A 21716-nucleotide genomic window follows, 5' to 3' on the forward strand; every position below is an offset into this window, starting at 1 on the left:
CTAACCGCTTCACTTCAAGCCGTCGTTCTCGATTTTCCTTAACACGCATAAATAACCAACGGTCCAACAATACTAAAAATTGCGCCAATAGCTGAGCCAAGTATAGCAACCACAAACTGGTTGAAATTAATCAATGCTTGCATCTTCAATTTTCTCCAATCTCAATTTCACAAAACTGCATCACTTATGGTAAGGACTGCCTGAATTAATCATAAATGCTCGATAAATTTGCTCCGTCAAGACTAAACGCATTAACTGATGCGGCAAGGTGAAACGCCCAAAAGAAATTTGGGTATCAGCCCGTTGCAAGACGCTTGGACTCAGGCCTAAAGAACCACCGATCACAAATGTTAAATCACTATGTCCATAGGTTGTTAATTTTTCAATCTCACTAGCAAATTCTTCCGAAGTTCGTTCTTGACCTAAGATAGCCAAAGCAAAGACAAACTCTTTTTCTTTAATTTTAGACAAAATTCGCGTTCCTTCGGTTTCTTTTACTTGTTCCATTTGGGCTGAACTTAATTTTTCTGGAGCCTTTTCATCAGCAACCTCAATAATTTTGAATTTACAAAATTTACTCATTCGTTTAGCATATTCTGAAATCCCCTGTTTTAAATATTTTTCTTTCAATTTACCAACTACAATTAATTTGATGTTCATAACTTACCACCTTTTCACACTTTATCCACCGAGTTATCCACATATCCACAATTACTGAATCAACATCTTGTTACGAACAAGTTTTCGTCACAACATTTATTTATTCTGATTTTGTCAATACCAAATCAGTTATCCACAGTTATCAACAAGTCCTAGCTTAACTATTTCCATGGCACAAACACTATAATAGCGGCTTTTATTGCTTATTAATATTGTGTAATTTAAAGTTAATAACAGGTAAAAGCACTGTCTGTGGATAACTTTTAAATCCTATGAAAACTTATTTTCGTAGTCACCTCTTCAGTTTTCAACATGTTAATTATAACTTAATCACAGTTTGTCCACAGGGCTCAATTTTAAAACAAGCTAAAAACTCCTCTCTGCGAAAACAAGCTTGAATTAATTGTTTGTTTTCCCAAGAAGGAGTTTCCACTTAAAGATTTAATTTTCGATTTTTTTATTTTCTAGCTTAACCCTTAATTCGTCGTTCCACCATTTTAGATAATAATGTCAGCAAAGTAATTAATAACAGATAAATTACCGCAATGATCGTCCAAATACGAAAACCTTCCAAGTTACGAGCAATGATGATTTTACCGGTTTGCGTCAATTCTAAAATCCCAATAATCGACAAAATTGAAGTATCTTTCAATGTAATAATAAATTGATTAATAAAGGATGGGATCATAATTTTAATACCTTGTGGTAATATAATCCGCCGCATTGCTTTACTAAACGGCAAGCCCAAGCTGCGAGCTGCTTCCATTTGCCCTGGATCGACCGCTTCAATACCACCTTTAACAAAAGCAGCGGTATATGCCCCTTCATTCAACATTAAAGTAATAATTCCTGCATTAAAAGCAGAGATTTTCACACCAGTCAAACTTGGTAACCCGTTATAAATAAAGAGCGCTAAAACCAGTAACGGCAGTCCGCGAAAAATGTAAATGATCGTAGCAGCAATTCCTTGAGCAGTTTTATGCGGAACTACTCCCAACAACCCCAGTAGAACTCCAAAAATAGTTGCACAGATAATTCCCAGCACCGTCAACTGAACTGTCTTGGCTAAGCCTTTGAACAAAGCTCCACGATTTTGCTGCAACAATCCCCAAAAAGTATGGTTGGCTGCTTTAGCTGAAGAATTATCTTTACGTTCCTTTTTAGTTGCCGCTGTATCAAGGTACTTATTAACAATTTTTTGATATGTACCATTTTTCTTTAATTTAACCAATCCACGATCAAACTTTTGTAATAAGACTTGATTCTTACCCTTCATTACTGCAAAACCGTAATAGCCGGATTGGGCTGGTTTAGTTGCAATTTTTAACTTCAAACCAGTTTTTATTGCATATTGCATTACCGGATAATCTTCAAAACAGGCGACTGAATTTCCATTGACTACATCATTGTACATTGTATCAGAATCATCAAAGGTAACCGTTTTGAAACCATACTTAGACTGAATTGATTGAGCATATGCTGCGGCTGCTGTCCCCGTTTTTAAGGCAACTTTTTTCCCACGCAACTGTTTGAAACTTTTAATTTTACTGTTTTTAGCAACCGCAATAATTACCCCTGTTTTGTAATACGGTTTAGAAAAATCAAAAGTCTGCTGCCGAACCGGCGTAATTGCCATTCCAGCCATGACCCCATCAATTTGACCAGATTCCAAAGATTGAACCGCTGCATTAAAACCAATTGGTTTAATATTAACCTTGAAGCCTTCTTCTTTAGCAACTGCATTCATCAAATCAATATCAATTCCGACATATTTATTTTGATCATTAGCAAACTCAAATGGCGGATAAGTCACATCTGTTCCAATTTGATAAACTTTAGCGGCTTTAACTGAGTTTGTTAAACCCAGTGTCAGAAAAAAAATACTCATCAACGATAAAACTACGGCTGTAAATCCCTTTTTCATCAAAAGATTCCCTTCTAATTAATTCCTTAACAATCTGCTTAATTTCTTAATGGAATTTTAAGCACTGTTATATCGTACCATATAACTAAATCAAAGAACAACAACTCTGAGCTTACACCATTCTGTAACTTAAATTATGATAGTAAATATTAATTGACTTCAAAAAAGCCTTGACTGAATATTTTCAACCAAGGCTTATCTTTGAATTATTTATTTTTAATTTCCTGAATCTGATGACGTTGTTGTGTTTTTATCAGTTGCTTCCAAATTCAATTTAACACTAGCTGTCTTTAACGATCCATCATGGTAATACTGTATCTGAACTGTATCACCCACTTTGTGCTCATATAATGCTTCTCGTAAACTGGCTAGACCCTTAACTTTCTTTCCACCCAGTGAAGTAATTACATCATACTTTTGCAAGCCGGCACTTTTAGCAGGTGAGTTACTTGAAACCTTCAAAACTACGACCCCATTGGTTATATTCTTCGGTAATTTTAAGACTGATTTTTGATCTGAAGAAGATACATAACTCAAATCAACCAATGAAATGCCTAATGCTGGTCGGCTAATTTTGCCATTTTTCACTAATTGATTGATAATATTAACAACTTCATTGCTCGGGATAGCAAAGCCCATCCCTTCAACCGATGTTGATGAAGAAGTACTGCTGCTTGAATCAGTGGAAGCTAGCTTCATTGAGTTGATTCCGATTACTTGACCTTCCAAATTAATCAACGGACCGCCAGAGTTACCAGGATTAATTGCTGCATCAGTTTGAATAACTGTTGTTTGCCCGGTCGTCATCCCGGAACTATCGGTTGTATCAATTGTCCGTTTCTTAGCTGAAATAATTCCTTGTGTCAACGAAGTCGCATACGTCGAACCTAGTGGCGAACCAATTGCTAAAGCAGTTTGACCAACTTGAATATTATCGGAGTTGCCAAATGAAGCAACTTGTTTAACATACTGGTCATTAATCTTTAAAACTGCTAAATCAGTGATCGAATCATGGCCAACTACTGTTGCTCTTAGCTTTTTACCACTATTCAACAAAATTTCAACTTTATCAGCCCCAGAAATCACATGGTTATTAGTTACCACAAACGCTGTATTCCCAGTTTTTTTATAAATTACTCCTGAACCTTCACTTTCGGTCGATCCGCTGCTTGGGTTTGATCCAAATACCCCTTCCAGTGCATCGTTGCTACTGCTCTCAGAGTAAGCTTCAACTGAAACAACGGCATTTTTTATTTTATTAAAAGCCTTTGTTGATTGTGTACTAACATTTACTTTTAAATTGCTGACCTTGGTTGATCCTTTAGAGTTTTCAACTGTTGCTGAATTATTCTGATAATATTGGTATCCGCCAATTACGATACCACCGCCTAAGATACCACCAATTAATGCAACCAAAAAGATTTTTCCATAGCCGAATCGCGATTTTTGGGCTTTTTTAACCGTCTTCACCTCATCATCAGCTTGTTTATTATCGTTCATGAGTCATGGTCAGGCCCGACTTAAACCTGACCTTCCCCCCTTCTCTCAATTTCAATCTTGATATATTCATTTTACCGATAAATTTTGAAAAAATCATGAAATAAAGCCTATTTTTGTTTTAAGGGAGTTTAACTAATTTTAAATAACTGTTAATTTGGTTGCTTTTTCAGGATCCGTATCAAATAATTGAAAATCATGGTCAACTGCTAAATCATGTTGCTTCATAATTGAAGCAACTGTTAAATGTGCCAATTCTTTAATGTTATTATCCTGACTCAGATGTCCTAAATAGATTTTTTTAGTCCGATTGCCCAAAACATCAATCATCGTCTCAGCTCCATCTTCATTTGAAAGATGACCAGTATCACTTAAAATTCGTCGTTTCAATGACCAAGGATATGCACCCATCTGCAGCATTTCAGGATCATGATTGCACTCTATCAAATATCCATCAGCATCTTTGATCACTCCTTCAACCCGATTTGAAACATAACCGGTATCAGTTAGAACAACAAAAGAGTGACCATTGTAATGCAAATGATAAAATTGTGCAGCTGCCGCATCATGTGAAACACCAAAACTTTCAACATCAAGATCACCTAAAGTCTTGGTTGAACCCATCTCAAAAATATGGCATTGGTCAGCTGGAACTTTGCCAATTTTTTTAGCCATAGCTTGCCAGGTTGGCTGGTTAGCATAAACATTTAAATGATATCTCCGAGCCAACACCCCTACTCCGCGACAATGATCACTATGTTCATGAGTAACTAATAAATCATCAACATCATTCAAATCTCGATTAATTGATTTCATTAAATTAGCGATTTTTTTCCCACTCAGGCCTGCATCAACTAATAAATGACGTTGGGGTGTTTCAATATAAGTGACATTACCACTACTGCTGCTTGCTAAAACACTGACTTTTAAATTATCTGTTTGCTTACCTGTCAAATCTAGCAACGACCTTTCTGCTTTCCTTTTGTTGTTTCCAACTTAGTTATTGATTTTGTTCCATGAACGCACCGGTAAAAGCATTGATCCGTCGATATTGAACACTGCCGGAAGAATTACTTTCAACCGCCAATACCCAAGTAGGAATATAAATTACACTTCCGTTAACCGTTAATAAGCGAGTATAAGCTAAATGCACCCATTTAACTGTACTATTATTAACAAGTTTGTTGTACTGGTATAACCAAATTAAAGCTCTTTTTTGGCTAATAACTGGCTTTTTTTCTTTAAGAACTTGGACATTTAATAAATAGCTTTGACTGTACCCTGTTATATAACCATTCCGCAAATTAAAGCGAATTTGCCCATTAGGTGAATATACCGGTAATTTCCCGATTTTTTGCGTATATATTACCATGCTTTTGGTTGAAAGTGCTTTACTGTAAACATAGTCCTCACCATGCAGCACTTTTGCTTTATCCTTAATTAGCGAGTTCAAAGTTGTTTGCGGTTCTTTAGGATTTTTCAACTTCACACTATTATCAAATGATACCGTCAATCGTTGATTATCATATGTCCAGAGCACATCTCGCAATCTAGTTGCTTCATTTCGTAAATTATCTTTAATTGGACTTGCTAAATAATAGCCACTACTTTTTTTTACTGACAAATTACCATAAGTTATCTGATCATTTTTAATGCTTTTCATAATTGAATCCGTCGTGTTACTTGAAAAAGTATTGACCGTTGATTCAACCCAATCGTCTTTTTGCATATAGGAGGTAAACAAGAATATATCAAGCATAATAAAGGCTATAAAGAAGATCAATTCGATCTTTTTAAAATTCATGCTACTTTCCTCCTAACGCGTTTTAGCTGTTGCAGAATTTCCCAGCAGATTCTGGTAATTGCTCCACTGCCCATTAATATTAACAAAATAACTCGGAAGTAAATCAACAACCAGCTTTGAGGAACGATTGACCTGCCAGCGATAGCCAATTTTAATTCCTTTGATTTTCGCAGCGGAATATCCCTCCTGCAACAAAGACTGATAAACTTGTGATGTGGAAGGTAATGTAACTTCCTTGCCGCTAGATGGAACCATCACTTGTAAACTATAAATCGAAAAATTATACTGCTGAGCACCAGAATTTAAAATCTGAATTTTAAAACCACCATAATTATTATCACTTATGATTGGAAAACCAGCAACATAACTATGAAAAATAGCTGTTTGATTAGTTAAATCATACCCGGCAAAACGAACATCATCTAGCGAACTGCCAATTGAATTGATTCGCATAAAGCTTTGTTTTAGCAATTCATTATAACTTAAATTTTCTACATGCTTTCGCGCCGATTCAGCCGGTCCGGTATAGTAATTCAAATCAGAATAACTAGAAAATGTAACTTTTCCGGTCTGATTACTGATCACCATCCGATTATCACCGCCATCCGAATAAATTGTCTGATTTTTTTGAACTTTAGTGGTTATCGTTGACTGACCATCTGAATTTAATAACTCTGGAACTAACGAACTGGCATTAACCTTATTGATTAAATAACTATAGCTTGGTAATGTTATTGCCTGTCTGTACGCTAACCGATACTGATTACCCTCTAATTCATAATCAACCGGCAAATGTTGAATATCATTATTTTTCAACTGCTTTTCCAGCTTATGCCAAGACAATTTATTAAATGTCACTTTGAAAACATTTTTGTCAGCATCATTCATTAAATAAATTACTTTCTTATTATTTAATGGGACCAAAATTCGATTATATTTTAAATTCTGGTATTTGTTTATCTTTTGTTTAAAAGCCTGATTAAAGATTTTTACAGTAATGGGTGACCCATAATTAAAAACCACCGCATTACTTTGTTTTAAAAGCGATTGATAATCCGTCAAGCTTCGATAATCATGTCGCGATATCCGTTGTACTTTTTGTTTAACCAATTGCTGCCGAAAAAGTTGTACTAAATCAATCCGACTGCTAGATAATTGATAAAGACCGTCATTTTCATTTAATACGGTTTGTGTTGGTAGAAAAACATCACCAATCTTTTTGTGATCATTGTTTTGAAATGTATCTCCAGTTGCCGTTGTTGCTTTTGAATTACGCTGAAAAGTTGCCGGATTAAGCCAAATAATTGCCGTAAAGAAGATGCTGATAATAACCGTAATAGTTAGTCCGCTATGCAGCAAAACATTTCTAAGCTTCATCCCACAAATCCTCCTCGTACTCTTGATATGGCAACGAAATATAAAAAGTCGAACCCTTATTTTCAATACTGTCGACCCAAATCCTGCCGCCATGCATTTCAATTACTTCTTTCGAGATTGCCAATCCTAAACCGGTTCCTCCTTGAGCTCGCGAACGAGCCTTATCTACCCGGAAGAAACGATCAAAGATATGTGCGATATCTTTTTTCGGAATTCCCAGTCCTTGATCAGAAATACTCAAAATTACATGACTGTGTGTTTCCAACAATCTGCAGGTAATAATCCCACCATCTGGCGAATATTTAATCGCATTGTTCATAATGTTATCAATTACCTGAATAAATTTATCGGTATCGATTTCAACCCATAACTCGCGCCGGGTAAAATCCCGCTTAATGCTATAACGCTTATTCTTTTTACCATTATCTGGTTCATTTTTCAGCATCATATCAAACCGATCAAGAATGTAATTATAAAGTTCATTCAGATTAACTAATTCCAAATCTAATTTAGCTGTCCCTGAATCCATTCGTGACAAACTCAAAAGATCATTAACCATTCGAATCATGCGGTCTGTCTCATCTTGAGTAACTTTCAAAAATCCGGGCGCTACCTTTTCATCTTTCCAAGCACCATCATTTAAAGCTTCAATATAACTACGCATACTCGTTAAAGGCGTCCGCAACTCATGTGAGACGTTTGAAACAAACTCACGCCGTTCACGATCAATTCGCTGCTGTTCGGTAACATCATGCAATACACATACCAATCCACTAATAAAGCCAGACTCTCGCTGAATTAAAGAAAAGTAGGCGTTTAAAATTTGATCATGATGTTCATCAGACAAATCAACAATAATTTGATCTTGATTTTCTAACAAGTCACGCAAAGTATATTGGCCGCGGATCTTTAAAATATCCAAAATAGACTGACCTTCGGCGGTATTAGCATCAATATCCAAATCTTCTGAAGCAGTTTCATTCATGATAATGACATTTCCACGCCGATCAGTTGCGATAACTCCATCGGACATGTGCGACAAAACACTGTCTAATCGACGACGTTCAGCTTCTGAAGCTTCTTGAGCCTCTTCAACTCTTACCGATAAATTATTAACTGCTTGCGCTAATTGTCCCAGCTCATCACGACCATAAACTTTGACTTGACCAGAGTAATCGCCGCGTGCAATTCGAGCAGTTTGTTTTTTCATGTCATCAATCGGTTTAGTAATCGCACTCGAAATCAAAATAGCTAAAAACAACCCTAAACCGGTTGCAATCAGAGATGCAGTAACAAAAATAGCGGTTACTCGGTTGAGGGATGCATAGACGGGTTCTAAACTCGCGCGTAAATAGACTGCCCCAACTAACGTGTTATTGTTGCCACCCGCACTAAATAACGGCGTAATTGAAATATAATAACGTTTATTATCCGAGCGATCATAAGTTAATTTAGTATACGTTTTAGCATTATATAAAACTTGTTTAATATCAGCATCAGTCGTTTTTTGCCCTACTAAGTTCTGATTATTCACATCGCTATCACCACGAATCGTTCCCTTGGTATCAACGACTTGAACCTCAGTAATATTAGCATTATTAATATCTTCCAACAAATCGCGAATTCGGCCATCCGCTTCTCCAATGGAAGATTTAGTCAAATTGTCAATTAAAGAATTATCAACATAACTGGATAATTCAATTTGCTGCTTAAATGTTTTCAAATCATCTCTTTTTAACTGTTGCAAAAAATAAGCCCCAACGATTTGAAAAGTTATCAATAACAACAAGGCAAAAACTAAAGCTATTTTAAAATGAATTGATTGAAGAAAATGTATTTTTTTATTCATGAAAGCTCCATAACAATTAACTCTGAGGAAATTTATTCCGCGTCGGGATTGCGCAAATAGTAACCAACACCGCGTCGCGTAACCAACCAAACAGGACGGCTGGGATTATCTTCAATTTTTTCTCGCAAACGTCGAACTGTTACATCAACTGTTCGTACATCACCAAAATAATCATATCCCCACACCGTCTGTAATAAATGCTCTCTAGTCATGACTTGACCAATATGTTTGGCTAAATAATAAAGTAATTCAAATTCACGGTGAGTTAATTCTATCTTTTGATCACGCTTAGAAACCATATAAGCTTCGGGATGAATTGTTAAATCACCAATTGTAATATCACTGTTCTTATTTTCTTCCTCTTCCTGCTTGGCATTGGCTGCTACGGTTGATTGGCGTCGCAAATTCGCTTTAACGCGAGCAACTAATTCACGATTAGAAAACGGCTTAGTTACGTAATCATCAGCCCCCAATTCTAGCCCTAAAACTTTATCAATTTCAGCATCTTTAGCCGTTACCATAATAATTGGCATATCATACTTTTTTCTAACTTCTCGAGCTACTTCAAGACCGTCCACTTTTGGCAACATAATATCTAATAAAATCAAGTCAGGTTTAACTTCTTCAACTTGATCCAAAGCTTCTTGCCCATCATAAGCTGTATAAACGTCAAATCCCTCTTTAGTTAAGTTAAATTTGACAATATCTGAAATCGGTTTTTCATCATCAACCACTAAAATTTTTTTCAACTGTCCAAACTCCCTTCTTTTTTTTCACAAGGGGAAACCATCTCATTTTTATACTCAAGCCTTGTTTGCATTAAATCACAGATCGCACTTTTTAAAATACCTGCTTTAATTACAAAGTTCGCCTTCTATATTATAACCTATCTCTAAATCAAAGCAAAACGGCACTTTCCGCTTATTTTTACATGCTATAATGATTTTTAAATACTTCAATGTCGGGTGGTGATTTTTTTGCTCCAAAAATTATTAATAATTCAAGACCTTTCATGTGCTGGTCAAGTTTCATTAAGTAGTGCTCTTCCAATTCTAGGCGCTGCCGGGTATCAACCAACCGTTTTGCCAACTGCTTTGCTATCAACTCACACCGGGGGCTTTGGTGAAAACACTTTTTTAGATCTAAGCTCTGAATTAACAAAGATTATCAATCATTGGTCAACAATTCCACTTACTTTTTCCAATGTTTACTTGGGCTACTTAGGACAATCTGCTATCTCAGTGATTTTAAATCAACTCAAACAAGTTTTGACAGCTGAATCAGCTATTCTACTTGATCCTGTAATGGGTGATCATGGGAAGCTTTATCAGGGCTTTAATCAGGACTATCCAGCTCAAGTTTGCCAATTAGCTAAATATGCTGCCTTGCTGACACCTAATCTAACCGAAGCAGAGTTATTATTACAGCGACCTTTAAGTTCTGGAACTGTAACTATTGGCTACGCTCAACAATTAATGATGGATCTGCAAAAAAAATTCAAACATTCCGCAATTCTGATCACCGGAGTAAACTTATCTCAACAAAAAATTGCTGTTTTGGGCAGTGAAGGTATTTCCCGGGAAATCTGGCAATTAACTACACCCAAATTACCGGGAAATTATTTTGGTACTGGTGATCTTTTTGCAAGTGCCATAACAGCTGCTGTTTTAAAAAAAGTTCCTCTAAAAAAAGCTGCTCAGATTGCAATGAACTTTGTTGCTGACAACCTTAAACAACGCGAATTGGTTTTTCCTAAAATTGATTCTCGATTAGGGCTTGATTATTCCGATGGTTTACCCTTATTATTAAAACAATTAAATACTTTCTAGGGGGCTTCTTTTATGAGGGATCATCCGAATTCGTTAAGAAGTGTTATTTTAACTGGTCTGTTTGCAGCTATTATTTATATCGGTATTTTTATTTTAAGAATTCCTATTCCGGCAATGGTCGGTCGTCCTTTTATTCATTTTGGCAACACTTTAGCCGCTCTAGCTGTTTTATTTCTTGGTTTTCGTAATGGTACTTTAGCTGGTGTAATTGGACTTGGAGGATTCGATATCTTAAACGGATACGCGGCAACATCATGGTTGACCATGTTGGAGGTTTTAGTCGTAGCCATTGTAATCGAATTGCTCTTTCGCTTCTTTGATTATCAAGATCATCGAAAACAAATTATTATTATTGCAATTGCTGCCGGTGCAACAAAAATTTTCACCTCATATTGCACCTCCATTATTGAAGCGTTAATGGTTGGAACTAGTTTTAAAACTGCTATTGTTGCCTCTTTTTTGAGTTTACCAGCAACCGTCATTAACTCAATTTCAACTGCCATTTGTGTTCCGCTGCTGTATTTCTTGTTAAAAAAAGTTTTATTAGCTGCTCATTTCAGCAATTAAATAGTTTTTTTCATTTTTTTTGGATTTGCTATTGCTAAACTCGGTTCATTTATGATAGTATATTTCTTGTTGATAAATGAATTGGGTGGCTAGCTCAGCTGGCAGAGCAACGGACTCTTAATCCGTGGGTCCAGGGTTCGATCCCCTGGCCACCCATCAGAGGTTTACTAACCAGTAATAATAAGCGCTACAATCGCTTTTATTGCTGGTTTTGTTTTTATATATGTTCGTCTATTTCTAATAAATAATAAAAAAAGAGAACCACAGAGAGAACCACAAATAATCTTCTGGCGGCGGTGGCTGTTACTCAATCGAGAGCAGTTTTTTAGTGCAAAAATAACCAATCCAATTATGGACTGGTTATTTTATAATATACTAATTTGTGTAGCTTATCCAATCTGCAACGGATTGAGGTGTCTAACACTGTTTAACTCACTTTTTACAACTTCAATGTGTCAAATTATTGCTAATCAATCAACCGTTAAGCCATAGCTTTCTGCAAAAATATTTAGTACACTTTATTTTTCATGTAGTTAAACTTACTCTCTGAGCATTGTCACATCTGTTAATGTAACTCATTGCTTTTATTTTTTCGGTTTTATTGTTTAATTTAATTATTTAATCACTCAGCTACATTCATATTGTTTATTTTTATCAAGTCACTTTATTTAACAAAAGTCCTTTTTTAGCATACGCTTAAATTACATTTTTGATTTAGGAGGTATTTATATGAGTATTCCCAACGTTGAACTTAATGATGGTCATTTTTTACCAGCTATTGGGTTAGGAACATATCAAATCCGTGGCGGTCAAGGAATTGATCAAGTTCTTTCAGCAATCCAAGATGGCTATCGTTTGCTTGATACTTCAACCAATTATAATAGTGAAGGAATCGTGGGTGAAGCTATTCGCCGATCAGGTATCCCGCGTGCCAATTTCTTTGTTACCACTAAGCTTCCTGGAAGGTATCACCATTTTGATGATACTTTGATGAGCATTCAAGAATCATTATGCCGGATGGGGCTCAATTATTTTGATCTTTATTTAATTCACTGGCCACTTCCTAAACGTGGGCTTTATCTTGAAGCATGGAAAGCAATGATTATCGCTCAAAAAATGGGATTGATTCGTTCAATTGGCGTATCAAATTTTGAACCAGAACACTTGGATCGATTAATTACTGAAACGGGAGTTACCCCAGCCGTTAATCAAATTGAAATTCATCCTTATTGGGTACAGGAAAAAATGCTCTTAGAGAATAAGAAACGCAATATTGTCACAGAAGCATGGAGCCCATTAGGTCGTGGTAATCAATCTTTGAAAGAAAAAGTTATTATTGACTTAGCAAATAAATATAAAAAATCACCTGCTCAAATAATTCTCCGCTGGCATCAATTACGTGGAATTGTCCCAATTCCTAAATCCAGCAGTTTGGTACATCAACGACAAAATCTTGATACTTTTGATTTCAAGTTAACCACATCCGAAATCAAATCAATCAACGCTTTAAATAAGCCAACTGGAAGAATTAACAACCAAGATCCAAATGAGTACGAAGAATTTGATTAGTTACTAGTTTCTTTTTGAATTTGAAACAATCAATTAACTATTACTGAACCTTTTGATTAAATTTCAAAAAAAGTATTTACAAAATGCTAAGGATATGATTTAATTATATATGTTGATAATTTAATTGCTCAGTAGTTCAGTGGTAGAATAATTGACTGTTAATCAAGAGGTCGCAGGTTCGAACCCTGCCTGAGCAGCTAAGTAAAGCATGGTATTTGATACCATGCTTTTTTAATATTCTAAATTATTTTCAAATTAATGTTTCACATGAAACATTAATTTAAGTAACTAAAAAAGATAGTACTTAATCTGGCAATTCTCCAATTAGATTTTTAGTCTAACTTTTTTTGGAGGAGGATCACTACAAGTTCATAACTATCTTTTTTAAAAGCTTATTTAATTTTATACATTCGATTTTACTACTTTATTAAGTTTCCGATTTTTTTCTTTGGTTAATAATCCAATTCCAGTTAAGGCACTGATAATTGAAAACACCGGGCAAAGCAAGCTGAAGAAAACAAATGGCAAATAATTAATGGTAGCTACTCCTAAAGTATTTGTTAGAAAAACACCACCAACTCCCCAAGGAACTAAGTAGTTAATAACTGTTCCCCCTTCTTCTAAAACTCTGCCTAATGCATCATTTGCTAATCCCCCTTGATTAAAAGCCGATTTAAATGCTCTGCCTGGTAAGATAATAGATAAAAATTGCTCACCAACAAAAATATTTATCCCCAAACACGCCGCTAATCCTGCGATAATTAATTTAAGATGACTATTTAAATGCTTACTGAGCGGTTCCATTAAAGCAGTAATCAATCCAAATTTAACCAATAAACCACCTAATGAAAGTGTCAAAACAATCAAGGCAACAGTTGGCATCATGCTGACAATTCCACCACGAGATAATAATATATTAACCGACTTGTTAGCTGTTTGAGCAACATATCCATTAGTAATAATTGTTGCCAACTTGGTAATTCCTAATTTAGGTTGCTGAACAAAAATTATCCCACTGGTAATAAAAATATTTAATAACATCGTTGGAATTGCCGGCATTTTAAATCCTGCACAAACAAATACCAAAATTATTGGCAGCAAGACCCAAAAAGATATATTAAAATTAGTTTGCAAAACATGAACTGTTTGATTTATCTTTGTCAGACTTGTCTGGGCATTGTCATGACCAATCAAGGTAAATAATATCAAGCTAACAATTCCGGCTGGCCCCATTGTCCATAAAAGATCTTTAATATGTTGAAATAAATCTGTATCAACTACTGCCGCTGCTAAATTATTTGTTTCAGAAAGAGGTGAAAGTTTATCACCCCAAATTGCTCCAGCAATTATTGCTCCAGCTACCATTGCTGGATTAAGATTCATAGTAATTCCCATCCCCATAAAAGCAATTCCAACTGTTGAAGCTACCGTAAACGCACTTCCGACTGCACTCCCAACCAATGTGCAAACAATAAATACTGAAGGTAAAAACCAACGCACACTGATTAATTTAAATCCAATAACCATTAAGGTAGGAATTGTCCCAGCTGCAATCCAAGTACTGATCATTGCTCCAATCAAAATAAATATAAAAATCGGTACAATTCCCTTTTCAATACCATCTCTAATTCCAGCGTTAACATTTAACCAGTCAAATCCACGAACGCGTGACCATAAAATTACAAAACTCATTGCCAGCATTACTGGTACCTGTGGCGAAAGTCCAAAAACAATAACCCCTGTTCCCATAATAAGTAAAACTATCGCTAGGACGATTGCTGCCTCAATTCCCTTAATTTTCATCTGTTTTTTCATTTTAGCTTTCCTCTCTATTGTTTGTTTTCTAGACTAAATAATTATTAAACATACAATATCGCGGAAGTCCCCCAACTTTTCTCATAGTAAAAACTCCTTTAAATATAAAAAAATCCCGATTGCATTAAACGCAATCGGGACGATTATCCGTGGTACCACCCAAATTAAAACTATTTCTATCAATAGTTTTCACTCTTTTGACAATTAACGGTGTCACCCGTTATCAAAAACTCAACTGCGGTATTTCATTATCATACCCTGATTGGTTCGCAGCAACCACCAACTTCCTGACACCCAGATAAAATAACTACTTATGCAGTCTTCAACGTTCACATATTAAATTAATGAAAGATTAACACTTTATAATTTATCTGTCAACTAAGTATAACAGAATATTTTCCAATCTGTTTCACGTGGAACATTTTCAAGCCAATAAGCTGCTTGCACAAAAGATGTAAAAGTATCAAAATAATAAGTAATCAACTTAAAAGGAGTGCATCATTCTGTCAGTCACAATGAAATGTCAAGAAACTTTAGCAATTACTGAGCACCGTATTATAAATGGCGATTTAAATGAACATGGTACCGTCTATGGCGGCCGTTTATTAGAATTACTTGATGGCACAACATCGATCTCTGCTGCCCATTTTGCTCACCAATTAACTGTTACAGCGGCTGTTGATCAATTCAACTTCATTGCCCCACTTAAATTGCATGACTCTTTTAAAATAACATCTTATGTTAGTGGAGCTGGAAAACGTTCAATTGAAGTTTTTGCCAAAATCATTGGCAATCAAGATACTTTTGGTAAAAAGTTTTTAGCAGCAACAGCTTTTTTAACTTTTGTTACCCCACAACTTGTAGCCTTCCCAACATTAATACCAGTTAGCCAAGAAGAACAAACCGTCTGCAATGCTTACCAACAACGACACCAATTGCGGCAACAACAATTATTAGCCAACAAAGAATTAACAGCTTCAATTGTTCTGAATTAATCTGTTAATTTTTGTTTCTCAAGAACTTTAATTAAAAAGGCAACAGCTTCTTCATATGAACAAGACCGCTGCTTCATTACCATCTCCACCGCTTGTTTAGTTGTTTTCGAAAAAGCCATTAAAAATCTCTCCTTTAATTTAACTGAGAGTCAATTCACTCTATTTGCTATTTTATACCGTGGCCTTTCAAAAAACGACCTTTAATTATTGCTAAATTATTTTTAAAACAGGTCCAGATTAACTAGCAGTAGTCATTTTAGCGATTAAATCTTTTTTATTACAAATCTGATTTTTCCAACTAAAAAACAGGAGTAAAAGTCTCGTTTCCTCTTTACTCCTGTCTTTATTTAACTCGATTTCACTAAATTTTAGCCCAAATATTATCTAAAACATTGGTTTGATTACGATCCGGACCAACTGAGAAAGTTGAAATCTTAACTCCAACCAGTTCTTGAATTCGATGAATATAGTTACGCGCATTTTGCGGTAAATCTTCCAGTTTTTTACAATGCGTAATATCTTCTTTCCAACCTGGAAGTGTTTCATAAATAGGTTTGCACTGACTCAATTGCTTTAAACTAGCCGGATAATGATAAATTCGTTCCCCATTTAGATCATAAGCCGTACAAATCTTGATTTCATCTAGTCCAGTTAAAACATCAACGCAGTTCAAGCAGAGATTGGTTAATCCAGAAACTCGTTTTGAATGCCGTAAAACAACACTGTCAAACCAGCCAATTCGGCGTGGTCGGTGAGTAACCGTACCATACTCATGCCCTGCCTCACGAATAAAATCGCCAGTAGCATTTTCTAACTCGGTTGGGAAAGGTCCATCACCAACTCTTGAAGTGTAAGCCTTGCAAGCTCCAACAACTTTATCAATCTTTGAAGGACCTACACCACTACCAATAGTTACTCCACCGGCCACTGGATTTGATGAAGTCACAAAGGGATAAGTTCCCTGATCAATATCCAGCATCACTCCTTGAGCACCCTCAAAAAGCACCCTTTTGCCGCTGTCTAAAGCATCGTTTAAAACCACTGACGTATCAGTTACATACTTTTTAAACTGCTGTCCATATTCATAATATGGTTCGAAAATATCATCAAAATTAAGCGGATCATGCTCATAAAATTTTGTTAATTCTTGATTTTTTTCAGCTAAATTTCGACGCAATTTTTCTTCAAAGACTTCTTTATCTAGTAAATCAGCAATGCGAATTCCAATTCTTGCAGCCTTATCCATATAGGCTGGACCAATTCCCTTATTAGTTGTTCCAATTTTATTCTCTTTTTTAGCTTTTTCCTGCAAACCATCGAATAAAATATGGTAAGGCAAAATAACATGAGCACGGTCTGAAATTCGTAAATTATCCGTTGATACTCCACGTTCATTAAGATAACTCAATTCTTCAACCAATGACTTTGGATTAAGTACTACTCCATTGCCAATCACACTGGTTTTATCACTATAAAAAATGCCCGAAGGAATTAATCTTAATTTAAATGTTTCACCATTAAAAACAATCGTATGACCTGCGTTATCTCCACCTTGGTAACGAGCAATTACTTCGGCATTCCGACTTAAAAAGTCAGTTATTTTGCCTTTTCCTTCATCGCCCCATTGACTACCAACAACTACTACTGATGACATCTGGCTTCACCTCATTGTTTTTTATAAATACCTTTTATTCACTAACCTCGATAATTGTAACAATGAATCTCTATTATTTCAAGAAAATCCCGAATATTAATTCTCACATTTTAAAGTTAAGTAAAAAAATAGCGAACTATAGTTAAATTTTAAAAATTATAACTAAGTCGCTAACGCTTAAATTACTGTTGTTCTGGTACATATGCAATTGAAGAAAACTTGTTATATGACTTTACAAATAATAGTTTTACCGTGCCTCGCGGACCTGAACGGTTTTTCTCAATAATGACTTCAACTTCTCCGACATCTTGTGTCTCATCATCTGAGTCTGATTGCTGTTGGTTATCATCATCTCGTTCATAATAATCATCCCGGTATAAAAAAGCTACTATATCAGCATCTTGTTCAATTGAACCTGATTCACGAATATCAGATAAAACTGGTCGTTTGTCTTGGCGCTGTTCAACTCCACGCGATAACTGCGATAAAGCAATTACTGGAACAGAAAGTTCTTTTGCCAACTTTTTTAGTTGCCGTGAAATTTCTGAAACCTCTTGCTGCCGATTTTCTTTATTACTACCCTCAATTAGTTGCAGGTAATCAACCACAATTAAGCCTAAATTTCCATTTTCTTTTGCCAATCGTCGACTTTTAGCTCTGATTTCTGACATTTTAATGCCCGGTGTATCATCAATGAAGATCTCCGTTTGTGACAAAGATCCCATTGCTACGATTAAATTATTCCATTCCTCAGCATTTAATTGTCCTGTTCGCAAATGATTAGCATTAACACTGCCTTCAGCACACAGCATTCGGTTAACCAACGACTCGGCACTCATTTCCAAAGAAAAAATTGCGACCGCCTTATCAGTCTTAGTTCCAACATTTTGAGCAATATTCAAAGCAAAAGCAGTTTTCCCAACAGCAGGCCGAGCAGCCAAAATAATTAAATTATCTGGTTGCAAACCAGCAGTCATCTTATCCAAATCTTGATAACCGGTTGGCAAACCAGTTATCTCTTCTTTTTTCTGATAAAGACGATTAACTTCTTCGATTGCACTATTTAAAACATCACGAATCGGTCGAAAACCATTACTGTTTCTTTGTTCCGAAACATCCATGATTTGTCTTTCAGCATTATCTAAAAGACTGGTTACATCATCATCTTGATCATAGGCTTGCGAAACAATATTGGTTGCAGTTGTAATCAATTTTCGCATCAATGCCTTTTCTTGAACTATTTTTGCATAGTAACCGACATTAGCCGCAGTTGGAACTGCATCAGCTAACTCGGCAATATAACTAACGCCGCCAACATCCTCTAATTGATTTTGTTCAGTTAATCGATTATTAACTGTAACCACATCGATAGCTTCATCTTGATTATTTAAATCAACCATTGTTTGGAAAATTATCTGATGTGCCCGACGATAAAAATCAGCTGACTGAACATACTCCATCGCATCTACTAACGCAGCTGCGCTTAAAAAAACAGACCCTAAAACAGCCTGTTCCGCTTCAATATTTTGTGGCGGTAGCCGATCTGTCAACAGATTTCCAGCCATAATTTCACCTTTCCATATCTATTAAAAATTATTTTTCAGCAATGTGCACTCTAATTTTAGCAACCACTTTGGGATGTAATTTAGTTGGGATGTTAACGTACCCTAATGAACGAATTGGTTCATTCATTTCCATTTTACGTTTATCAATTTTCAAGCCATACTGTTTTTCTAATGCCTGTGCAACTTGTTTACTGGTAATTGAACCGAACAAGCGACCATCGGTTCCTGCTTTCGCCTGTAATTCCACTACCATTTTGCCGGATTCCAATTGCGCTTTTAATTTTTCTGATTCTGCTAGTAAAGCAGCATCTTTTTTCTCTTCTGCCCGTTTTTGTCCATTGAGCTGACTCATTGCTTGGGCAGTTGCCGGCTTAACTTTATTAGCTTTAATCAAAAAGTTAGCAAAGCCATCTGGTAAATTTTTAATTTCTCCTCGCAAACCTTTTCCTCTAACATCTTGTAAAAAAATAACTCTCATCACTTAATCCTCCTTGATGTTTTTTTAATCTTTAGTTTGTTGCAAAACCTCTAATAACTGCTGTTTGGCTTCTTCAACTGTTGTATCTTCCAATTGAGTAGCCGCATTAGATAAATGCCCGCCGCCACCCATTTCTTCCATTACAACCTGAACATTTTTCGTTCCATTACTGCGCGCTGAAATTCCGACTTTATCATCTTGACGTTTAGTTATTACAAAAGAAGCCTCAATTCCACTGACATTCAGTAATTCGTCAGCTGCCTGCGCTGCCGTAACCGGATCATAACTCCGATCAGCTTCCCCTGTAGACAAAGCTAACTGCGAACCAATAAATTCAACTCGATCAATTAAATGATTTCGCTGCATGAAACTATCAACATTTTCTTTCATAAAATGGTGCGTCATTGTTAAGTCAGCTCCAACTGAGCGCAAATAACTAGCCGCATCAAAAGTCCTCGTCCCAGTTCTAAGTGAAAATGATTTAGTATCAATAATAATCCCTGTCAACATTGCAGTTGCTTCAATTTTATTGATTGGTTCACTGTCACGTGACTGATACTCAAACATCTCTGTAATCAGTTCGCAAGTTGAAGAAGCATAAGGTTCAATATAAACTAATACTGGATTCTCTGGAAACTCTTCCCCCCGCCGATGATGATCAATTACCATCACCCGGTTAGCTAATTTCTGATACAGCTCTGAACTAGCCGAAATAGATGGCTTGGAGTGATCCACCATTAACAACAAACTTTGCGGTGTCGCCTTCGCTAATGCTTCCTCAGGAGTAATCATCCGTCCCTTAATTTCTGGATACTGTGCTAATTCTTTCATTAAGCGAACAACATCTGAATGTAAATTTGTTTGATCTAAAACAATCCAACATTCCTTTTGGTTCATTTTAGCAATTCTCCGGATACCCAGGCAAGCCCCAATAGAGTCCATATCAGGTCTCTGATGGCCCATAACAAATACTTGATCAGCTTGATAAACCAATTCCTGTAGAGCTTGAGCAATCATTCTAGCTCTAACTCGCGTTCGTTTCTCCATTGGATTAGTCTTACCACCATAGAATCGAGCTTGTTCGTCTGGAGCTTTGACAACTACTTGGTCTCCGCCTCGGCCTAAGGCTAGATCTAAATTGCTTTGTGCCGTCTGAGCTAACAAAGATAAATCATCATCCCCATACGCCAAACCGATACTTAATGTTAGCGGGAAATTTTGTTTAGATGTTCTTTCCCGAATCCGATCCAATATTTTGAATTTTTCTGTTTCCAGTTGTTGCAAAACCTTAGTATAGGCAATTACCAAGAAATGATCATTATCAATCCGCTTTAAAAACATTTCATATTTGCGTGCCCAATTGGTTAACTCATTAGTAACGTAATTATTCAAATTTGAGATTGTTTTATCAGTCATCGATTGAGTAATTTCATCGTAATTATCCAAAAAAATCTGGCCTAAAACAACATCCGTTTCTAAATCATGCTTTTTAATTCGTGAATACTCCGAAATATCCATTAGATAAACCGCATGAATCTCTTTTTGAATCAATAATTGGAAACTTTTTTGTCCCCAAACAACTTCTATCGGTTTTTTTTCATCGAAATTCTTTTCAATTAAAGCTGCTAACTGCTCATCGACTGATTTTAAGGTTTTGCCTAATACCTCGCGTTTGCCGAAATACTTTTGCAAATATGGATTAATCCACTCAATCTCATCTTGATCATTAAAAAATAGCATTCCAATCGGCATCTTAATCAGCGCTTCTTGTTCACCACGTTTAATTCGGTAAGATAGATCCGAGATATACTCATTAGTATCTTCTGTGAGTTCCTTGAGTGTCAAAAAAACAGCTCCAACAGTCAAAAAAACTAAAACAAGCAGTATTGCTCCTAAAATTGGACTAATTAAAAATGCCATTATTTCACAGATAATTGCTAATCCCAATAAAAAAACCGCAATCAATCTTAACTGACTATTCTTCATAAAACTGGGTAAATGCCAGAAGTTGCTTGAAAAAATTTTTTTCATGACCTTTTTCCCCACATTCATTTCTCCTATACAATAAAGTATCTTGCTAAGAATTCATTAAATCATTTGAATACAATTTTATCACAAACAACTGGACTTTAC

General features: G+C 35.8%; 18 protein-coding genes, 2 tRNA genes and 1 other annotated feature. Of the genes, 6 read left to right on the forward strand and 14 right to left on the reverse strand.

Annotated features, from left to right (window positions below; all coding sequences use genetic code 11):
• Positions 1-180: 180 nt before the first annotated feature.
• The 8 genes from rlmH to yycF all read right to left on the reverse strand — a co-directional run bounded on the left by rlmH (position 181) and on the right by yycF (position 9860).
• Complete coding sequence (rlmH, locus tag FC89_RS08670) at positions 181-660, reverse strand: 23S rRNA (pseudouridine(1915)-N(3))-methyltransferase RlmH (protein ID WP_057872160.1); 480 nt, start codon at positions 658-660, stop codon at positions 181-183.
• Positions 661-1129: 469 nt separating this feature from the next.
• On the reverse strand, positions 1130-2587 hold the full coding sequence (locus FC89_RS08675; RefSeq protein ID WP_415600176.1) for an amino acid ABC transporter substrate-binding protein/permease: 1458 nt from the start codon (positions 2585-2587) through the stop codon (positions 1130-1132).
• 213 nt (positions 2588-2800) lie between these two features.
• Positions 2801-4084: a S1C family serine protease gene (locus tag FC89_RS08680; RefSeq protein WP_057872162.1), complete on the reverse strand. Its 1284-nt coding sequence runs from the start codon at positions 4082-4084 to the stop codon at positions 2801-2803.
• A 138-nt stretch (positions 4085-4222) separates the two neighbouring features.
• Positions 4223-5035, reverse strand: a complete 813-nt coding sequence (locus FC89_RS08685; protein WP_057872259.1) for an MBL fold metallo-hydrolase — start codon at positions 5033-5035, stop codon at positions 4223-4225.
• A gap of 46 nt (positions 5036-5081) precedes the next feature.
• Complete coding sequence (locus FC89_RS08690) at positions 5082-5885, reverse strand: two-component system regulatory protein YycI (RefSeq protein WP_057872163.1); 804 nt, start codon at positions 5883-5885, stop codon at positions 5082-5084.
• 12 nt (positions 5886-5897) lie between these two features.
• Positions 5898-7262, reverse strand: a complete 1365-nt coding sequence (locus tag FC89_RS08695; protein ID WP_057872164.1) for a YycH family regulatory protein — start codon at positions 7260-7262, stop codon at positions 5898-5900.
• A complete protein-coding gene (gene walK, locus FC89_RS08700) occupies positions 7252-9111 on the reverse strand; it encodes a cell wall metabolism sensor histidine kinase WalK (RefSeq protein WP_057872165.1) in 1860 nt (619 codons plus the stop codon). Before walK ends, FC89_RS08695 begins: the two co-directional genes overlap by 11 nt.
• A 32-nt stretch (positions 9112-9143) precedes the next feature.
• Positions 9144-9860 carry a response regulator YycF gene (gene yycF, locus FC89_RS08705; RefSeq protein ID WP_057872166.1) on the reverse strand — a complete coding sequence of 239 codons (717 nt, stop codon included), beginning with the start codon at positions 9858-9860 and terminating at the stop codon, positions 9144-9146.
• Positions 9861-10088: 228 nt separating this feature from the next.
• Here yycF and FC89_RS08710 point away from each other — a divergent pair, with 228 nt between their 5' ends.
• The 5 genes from FC89_RS08710 to FC89_RS08730 all read left to right on the forward strand — a co-directional run bounded on the left by FC89_RS08710 (position 10089) and on the right by FC89_RS08730 (position 13273).
• A complete protein-coding gene (locus FC89_RS08710; RefSeq protein ID WP_057872167.1) occupies positions 10089-10940 on the forward strand; it encodes a PfkB family carbohydrate kinase in 852 nt (283 codons plus the stop codon).
• 12 nt (positions 10941-10952) lie between these two features.
• Complete coding sequence (locus tag FC89_RS08715; RefSeq protein WP_057872168.1) at positions 10953-11507, forward strand: ECF transporter S component; 555 nt, start codon at positions 10953-10955, stop codon at positions 11505-11507.
• Between the two features lie 83 nt (positions 11508-11590).
• Positions 11591-11663, forward strand: a tRNA-Lys gene (locus tag FC89_RS08720).
• Between the two features lie 573 nt (positions 11664-12236).
• Complete coding sequence (locus tag FC89_RS08725) at positions 12237-13076, forward strand: aldo/keto reductase (protein ID WP_057872169.1); 840 nt, start codon at positions 12237-12239, stop codon at positions 13074-13076.
• Between the two features lie 125 nt (positions 13077-13201).
• Positions 13202-13273: transfer RNA gene (locus FC89_RS08730), tRNA-Asn, on the forward strand.
• A 205-nt stretch (positions 13274-13478) separates the two neighbouring features.
• Here FC89_RS08730 and nhaC read toward each other — a convergent pair.
• The gene (gene nhaC, locus FC89_RS08735; protein ID WP_057872170.1) at positions 13479-14891 is read right to left on the reverse strand and encodes a Na+/H+ antiporter NhaC; all 1413 of its coding nucleotides are present in this window, start codon (positions 14889-14891) and stop codon (positions 13479-13481) included.
• 132 nt (positions 14892-15023) lie between these two features.
• Positions 15024-15226: a binding site (T-box leader), on the reverse strand.
• A gap of 180 nt (positions 15227-15406) precedes the next feature.
• Between nhaC and FC89_RS08740 the strand changes: the two genes are divergently transcribed.
• Positions 15407-15886: an acyl-CoA thioesterase gene (locus FC89_RS08740; protein WP_057872171.1), complete on the forward strand. Its 480-nt coding sequence runs from the start codon at positions 15407-15409 to the stop codon at positions 15884-15886.
• Here FC89_RS08740 and FC89_RS12905 read toward each other — a convergent pair.
• The 5 genes from FC89_RS12905 to FC89_RS08760 all read right to left on the reverse strand — a co-directional run bounded on the left by FC89_RS12905 (position 15883) and on the right by FC89_RS08760 (position 21614).
• Positions 15883-16005, reverse strand: a complete 123-nt coding sequence (locus tag FC89_RS12905; RefSeq protein ID WP_268872026.1) for a hypothetical protein — start codon at positions 16003-16005, stop codon at positions 15883-15885. The two genes, FC89_RS08740 and FC89_RS12905, sit on opposite strands and share 4 nt — an antisense overlap.
• A 242-nt stretch (positions 16006-16247) precedes the next feature.
• Entirely contained in the window at positions 16248-17540 is a 1293-nt protein-coding gene (locus FC89_RS08745; RefSeq protein ID WP_057872172.1) for an adenylosuccinate synthase, read from the reverse strand.
• A gap of 182 nt (positions 17541-17722) precedes the next feature.
• Positions 17723-19105 (reverse strand): replicative DNA helicase, encoded by a 1383-nt coding sequence (gene dnaB, locus FC89_RS08750; RefSeq protein WP_057872173.1) that lies wholly within the window; start codon positions 19103-19105, stop codon positions 17723-17725.
• 28 nt (positions 19106-19133) lie between these two features.
• Positions 19134-19583, reverse strand: a complete 450-nt coding sequence (gene rplI / locus FC89_RS08755; RefSeq protein WP_057872174.1) for a 50S ribosomal protein L9 — start codon at positions 19581-19583, stop codon at positions 19134-19136.
• A gap of 24 nt (positions 19584-19607) precedes the next feature.
• Entirely contained in the window at positions 19608-21614 is a 2007-nt protein-coding gene (locus FC89_RS08760; RefSeq protein ID WP_057872260.1) for a DHH family phosphoesterase, read from the reverse strand.
• Positions 21615-21716 lie beyond the last annotated feature (102 nt).

This window comes from Liquorilactobacillus ghanensis DSM 18630 (genome assembly GCF_001435235.1).
Lineage (GTDB): Bacteria > Bacillota > Bacilli > Lactobacillales > Lactobacillaceae > Liquorilactobacillus > Liquorilactobacillus ghanensis.